This is a genomic window from Rhodopirellula maiorica SM1 (assembly GCF_000346295.1).
GTDB classification, from domain to species: Bacteria; Planctomycetota; Planctomycetia; order Pirellulales; family Pirellulaceae; genus Novipirellula; species Novipirellula maiorica.
Window position 1 is genome coordinate 1 of record NZ_ANOG01000322.1, and the last position, 5,674, is coordinate 5,674.

The following is a 5,674-nucleotide window of genomic DNA, read 5'->3' on the forward strand; positions in this document are numbered from 1 at the left end:
CCAATCACCGCGGCGATTGTGACGGTCGCCGGCCAGCGCGACTTACCGCTCAAAGGTTTTATGGTTCGCAAAGAGCCCAAAGGTCACGGCATGGGAAAACAGGTCGAAGGGCCTGTCGAACCGGGCCAACGTGTTGTCATCGTTGAAGACGTGATCACCAGTGGTGGCAGTGCGATTAAGGCCGTCGAGGCAGCCGAGGCATTCGGATTGAAAGTCGAATACGTGATCGGCATCATCGATCGATTGGCCGGAGGGGCTGAAGCCTTTGCCGCTAAAGGGCTCGAGTTAAAGGTGCTGACGACGATTCGCGATTTCGGCATCGTGCCGGAATAGATGGACACCGCCAATCGGCACGAAGATTGGCGTGATTGACGAATGGATTCACGTTGGTTGCGGAGCGAACCTTGGAAACATCACTGCACCAACAACTTAAACGCTGTTACGCCCCTGACGAAGCCAGTACGGAAGTTGTACTCGGTGATTACCGTATCGATGCGATTCGTGACGATGAGCTGATCGAGATCCAATGTGCTTCACTATCGGCGATTCGTGACAAGTCGCAAAAGTTGTTGGCACGGCACAAGCTTCGTGTGGTCAAGCCGGTCGTGTGGCGGACGCGGATTGCCAAGGCGAAACAGGCGGGGGGTGCAATCACGTCGAGACGGATGAGTCCCAAACGCGGCGATATCCTCGAAGTCTTTGAGGATCTGATCTACTTCACGCGAGTCTTTCCGCACCCCAATCTCGTGTTGGAGGTGCCGATGGTCCAAGTGATCGAGACTCGCATCCCAAGCAAACGTCGGCGTGGCCGGCGACGCAAGGATTACAAGGTGCATGACGTGGGACTCGAGTTGATCGAGTCGACTCACGAGTTTCGCTCGGTTGATGATCTATTGACTTTGGTCAATGTCCCCGAAGGCACGACCGCGTTCAATACCTCGGACTTGGCCGGTTGGATTGATCGTCCCCGCTGGGTGGCCCAGAAGATCGCCTACACGCTGAAGCATATGTCGGCGATCGACATGGTGGCGCGGCGTCGCAGCGGAATCATCTACGAACGCAAAGCGGCGTAGTCATGGGGTTTAGCAATTAACAGCGAGGAAGGAGTGTTTCCGTGTGTTCGCTGCTTTAGCAATTGCAGTGATGCATTTTCCCGATAAGGAAAACGCGAATTCACGGTAGCGAAAGTCGCAAAGACTTTCGGCCACGCGAGCAAAAACCAAAACTCTCTGCGAGTTTCGCTATGAAATTGTCTCGCGGTTCTACCCGCGGCCGTTGCTCGAGGGAGCACTGATTTTCAGCCGGCGGCGTTTTGTCGCGATGGTCGCCTTTTTGATGCCAAGTTTCTTGGCAATTTCCTCGTCCGGAATCTTGCCCAACATCTTGATCTCTTCGGGAGTCCAAGTGTGACGTGCTCCGTTGATGCGAATTCCGTGACGACTTCGGTAGCCGCTAATTGCACTCACCGGAATCCCGGTTTTCTCGCTGACTTTGGAGTCAGGAATTTTGCCGAGCATCTTGATCACTTCGGGGGTCCAACGCGCTTCGGTTGCCGCGACCGTGGGATTTTCGATTCCAAGCGATTGACGCTTCGCGATCACTTTGCGTCGGCCGATTTTCATTCGCCGGGCGATCTCTGCGTCCGACAGTTTGCCGAGCCATCCGAGTTCTCGCTTGGACCATTTACGCGCCGGACGTCCCTTGCGAATCGGCGCGATCCCAAGCGATTCACGTTTTGATGCTACCGTCGTGGCATCGAGATCCAGGCGGCGTCCAATCTCTGCGTCGGAAATGTTGCCTAGCCACTTCAATTGAGGTTTGGTCCAACGGTGTCGCAACTGTTTACGCGAGTATCCGAAGGGCTCGATCCCCAGCTGCGCACGTTTTCGCGAAACGGCGGTCTTCGTCACACCCAATTTGGCGGCGATGTCGACATCCGATTGGGTGCCAAGTAAAGCGATGTTCTTCTTGGTCCACTTTGTCCAGCCATGTGGAATGATGCCGCGAACCTGCCGGGCCGCTTGGATTGCCTCAATCGGCAATCCTGCATGATTTGCCAATTCCGCATCCGGAAGTTTTCCAAGTCTTTTTCGTAATCGTCGTAGGGAGTTTTGTAGGCATGGAAACTGTTCGATAAGAGATCAGATACGCTCAGGTGATGTCAAATGTCCCAGTGCAGAGGTTCAAGTGACGTCGGTCCACGAGCCGTGAAAATGCTTAACCAAAGTTATGAAAACAGAAATTGGGGCGCTTCTCAATAGTTTGCGATCCGTAAATCGCACTTTGCGCGTTCTTTGCGCCTATAATTCGGGGGGGGCGGTTCAGTGCGGATTGTCTAGGTAGCTTTCTGACCCCTTTGTCGTCTGGAAGCTACATCCCGGAACGTTGGAGATGAGGCTGTGAAAATTGTTTGAAAGTCAATGGAGTGCCGAGTTTTACGCGTTTTTTGCGTTTGATTTGCGAGTTGGGGTCATGGCGGATGCGGGGGGCAACCAAACTTTTGACGCCCATGAAGCCGCTCGGAGGCCGATGCGGAAACTAAGGGGGCAGCCTGCTACTGCTTGCCATCCTCGAAGTGACGCGCAAGAATGCGCACTAAATAAAGAGGGGGGGCATTCCTGGTTTTCGGTATCCCGAAGACTATTTACTTAATGGGAGTCGATTTGAGGATGAATCAACGGGGAACTCGAGTTCGATTGCCGTGTCAGGACCCGCGTCTTGAAATCGAAGTGACCGACGATGGCAGCCGTACACTGATCAATAAGGCGACAGGGGACAGCTATCACAGTTCTTCCGGGGCGCTCTCGGAGACGCGGCACGTCTATTTGCTCAACAGCGGCGTCGCGGAGCGATTGTCAATGCACCGAGCCACCCGTGTCTTGGAAATTGGGCTGGGGACCGCGATGGGAATGTTTGTCACGCTGGATCAAGCGGTCCAGCACGGAACCCCGCTAGAATATTTCGCGCTTGAATACGATTGGTTGTCCGCGGGGGTGATCCGCAGCCTTGCGCCGGAGTCTTGGGTCGACAATCCCGCCGTCGTTTCGGACTATCTGCGTTGGCGATCCACGGTCGACCAGGACGCACGATCAAGCGGTGGCCAGCATCAGTGCGGCGGGTTGGGCGAGCTCCACGATTCGGGGGCAGCACCTGTGTTTCGCTGGCAAGCCGGACCCGAACAGGTCGTTCAGGTACAGGTGGTCGACGCGTTGCGATGGCAATATGACGGTCAACCTTTTGATGCAATCTATTTTGATCCCTTTGCGCCTGATACCAATACTGAGCTATGGCAGACACCAATGCTCGGATTGATGTACAAGGTGCTGAACACGGGAGGTCGTCTGGTCACCTATTGTGTGAAACGGGAGGTGAGAGACCGTTTGACGTCAGTCGGATTTGAAGTTCGTAAAATTCGCGGCCCCGAAGGTGGGAAACGAGAGGTCTTGGTCGCGCTGCGGCAGTAGAATGGGGAGGTCTGGCTCGGTCCCGGTTGGGGTACGGCTGCGGTTGCCTCAAGCGTCCGTAGTGAGCGGTTCGCGATGCTGGCAAATCGATTTACTCGATGGCGAATCCGAATCACGGTTGATATATTGGGCTCAGGCCAGAACTTATGAATGGTATAAACGAACTCGTCGAAAAAAGCGTCAAAGGGCAACCGGGGGAAACGGACCGGTTGTTTACGTTGATGTATGACGACCTGCGGCGATTAGCAGGTCGATTTTTGCAGCACGAGCCGATGCGACAGCGACTCAGTTCGTCGTCGTTGGTCCACCAAGCCTATATGCGGATGGTGGATCAATCGCGGATCAATTGGCAAGGCAAAACGCACTTCTTTGCCATCGGGGCTACGGTGATGCGGCGGATATTGGTCGACCATGCTCGCAAAGTGCGGTCGCAAAAACGCGGCGGGGGTTGGGAGCGACGGTTGTTGACCGACGAAGTCACGTTTCAGCTCAGCCGCGATGACGATGTGGTGGCTCTGGATGATCTGCTGAATATGCTTGCGACCCTCAATCAGCGTCAGGCACGGATCGTCGAGCTGCGGTTTTTCGGAGGGCTCACGATGCGTGAAATCGCCGCTGAAATGAATATCGGTCTACGGACGATCGAGAAAGATTGGGCGATGGCTCGCGCTTGGATGCGTCGCGAGTTGCGACGTGGTGACGAGGATGGCGGCGATTCAAGCACGGAGTCTGAATCGGATTGATGAATGCCGATCGTTACGCTCGTGTCCGAGACCTTTTTTTTGCGGCTGACGAACTCTCCGGGCCAGCGCGACAAAATTTTCTCGAGAATGAAATTGGGGACGACAAGGAACTGATGGCTGAGGTTCTGTCGTTGCTCGGCGAGCATGACGCGGAACACGCACAGCGTGAGGGAGCAAAAGCATTGCCGGTTCCCGCTCCTCGCGAATTGGGGCAACCGGTGGACGTATTGGAAGACGCGGTTGAGAAAGCGGAACCACGTCGTGCGGCCGAGGCGACGAAGGTTCCTTCGACATCCGAGCTGACTTATCCTCCCCGCAAAAAGTTATCACGCAAAAAATCATCACGCACAAAACCATCGCAACCCGATCCATTGGACACCAAGCGGGGTGAGAAAAAGGTCTCTGCGTCCGAGATCACCCAACGTGGGGCGGAACGCACACACGCTTCGCCCAAAGATTTCGAGTCGAGGGGGTCAAAGGATCGTACGTCGCCGAGCGAATTGCTGCTGGCCAGCAAATCGCGTCGGGCGCGGCGTATCAATTCGGGTTGGTTGTGGTTGGCTGCGGTGCTGCCCACGCTGGTTGTTGGTTATTTGACCTACCACAGTGTTTCTGACAGCGTCCAATTGGCGCTTCGCAACGAATTGACTGGCGTCAGCAACAGCGTTGAATTGGCGACCGGTCGGTTCCTTGACGACAAAGCACAACTGGTCCAATCCTGGGCTCGCCAATCGTTAATTCGTGATTCGATCCTCGGTTTGGTCGAACTGAGTGATCGCAAATCGAAACTTGATGTTGCCGAATCTTCCCCATTGGCAGCCCAAATTCTTAGTGAACTAAAAGTTTTGTCGGGAAAACCAGACGTCAAGTTCGTTGTCTGGAATCAGTCCTTCACGACGATCGCCAGTTGGCGTGAGGATCATTCCGACCTCGGTCAGCCGGTGATCCCCAGCGGCACATCGGACGTCGCTCGAGTGCTGCGTGGTGAAACGGTCGTTTACGGTCCCGATCGAGGCGACGGTCCGGCCAGTCTAACGGAGGTCGAAGTTGGCACCGCCGACGAATCCATCGAGCCGATGATGGCGTGTATTGTCCCCATTCGCGATGAAAATTCCGAAGTCGTCGCCGCATTGCTTGTCAACAGCATTGGGCTGTTCAAAGAGTTCAATGAATTGTTTCATGAGAGCAGTGTGACGAGCGGATTGGACATTTATGCGATCAACCGTGATGGGAAAATGATCAGCGTCAGTCCTCATGCGGCAAGCTTGTTCCATCGTTCGCAATTCGACATGGATCCCGACACGATCGTGGCAAGTTTGCGAGTCAGTGATCCCGGCGCCGTGATCACCGACAGCATTCGCGACCAACTGGTTCGTCGATCGCTGCCGTTGACCGAATCTGCATCGTCGGCAACCTTGGGCGAATCTCTAGTGCGGCTCGATCCGTATTCAAATTACGCTAGGAGAG

Annotated in this window: 6 protein-coding genes; 5 read left to right on the forward strand and 1 reads right to left on the reverse strand. The window is 55.0% G+C overall.

The genetic code is table 11. The annotated features are described in order from the left end of the window. Positions 1 to 333, forward strand: a 333-nt coding sequence (locus RMSM_RS10405) for an orotate phosphoribosyltransferase (protein WP_040765366.1), incomplete at its 5' end; no start/stop codon positions are given. A gap of 35 nt (positions 334 to 368) precedes the next feature. Beyond that, positions 369 to 1,073, forward strand: coding sequence for a DUF8091 domain-containing protein (locus RMSM_RS10410; RefSeq protein ID WP_008695167.1), 705 nt, complete (start codon positions 369 to 371; stop codon positions 1,071 to 1,073). A 189-nt stretch (positions 1,074 to 1,262) separates the two neighbouring features. Here RMSM_RS10410 and RMSM_RS10415 read toward each other — a convergent pair whose 3' ends face one another. Beyond that, positions 1,263 to 2,060, reverse strand: coding sequence for a hypothetical protein (locus RMSM_RS10415; RefSeq protein ID WP_008695168.1), 798 nt, complete (start codon positions 2,058 to 2,060; stop codon positions 1,263 to 1,265). 609 nt (positions 2,061 to 2,669) lie between these two features. On the opposite strand from RMSM_RS10415, the gene mnmC2 reads away from it, so the two are divergent. The 3 genes from mnmC2 to RMSM_RS10430 all read left to right on the forward strand — a co-directional run. Beyond that, the gene (mnmC2, locus tag RMSM_RS10420; RefSeq protein ID WP_040765367.1) at positions 2,670 to 3,464 is read left to right on the forward strand and encodes a tRNA (5-methylaminomethyl-2-thiouridine)(34)-methyltransferase MnmC2; all 795 of its coding nucleotides are present in this window, start codon (positions 2,670 to 2,672) and stop codon (positions 3,462 to 3,464) included. 146 nt (positions 3,465 to 3,610) lie between these two features. Then, complete coding sequence (locus RMSM_RS10425) at positions 3,611 to 4,207, forward strand: ECF-type sigma factor (RefSeq protein WP_008695171.1); 597 nt, start codon at positions 3,611 to 3,613, stop codon at positions 4,205 to 4,207. Further along, a partial coding sequence (locus tag RMSM_RS10430) for a cache domain-containing protein (protein ID WP_008695172.1) occupies positions 4,207 to 5,674 on the forward strand: 1,468 nt, incomplete at its 3' end. The genes RMSM_RS10425 and RMSM_RS10430, both read left to right, overlap by 1 nt.

What these genes read in the sequence shown, in the direction of transcription:
- mnmC2 (WP_040765367.1), top strand. Translation starts at nt 2,670, where the DNA reads ATGAATCAACGGGGAACTCGAGTTCGATTGCCGTGTCAGGACCCGCGT.
- RMSM_RS10425 (WP_008695171.1), top strand. Translation starts at nt 3,611, where the DNA reads ATGAATGGTATAAACGAACTCGTCGAAAAAAGCGTCAAAGGGCAACCG.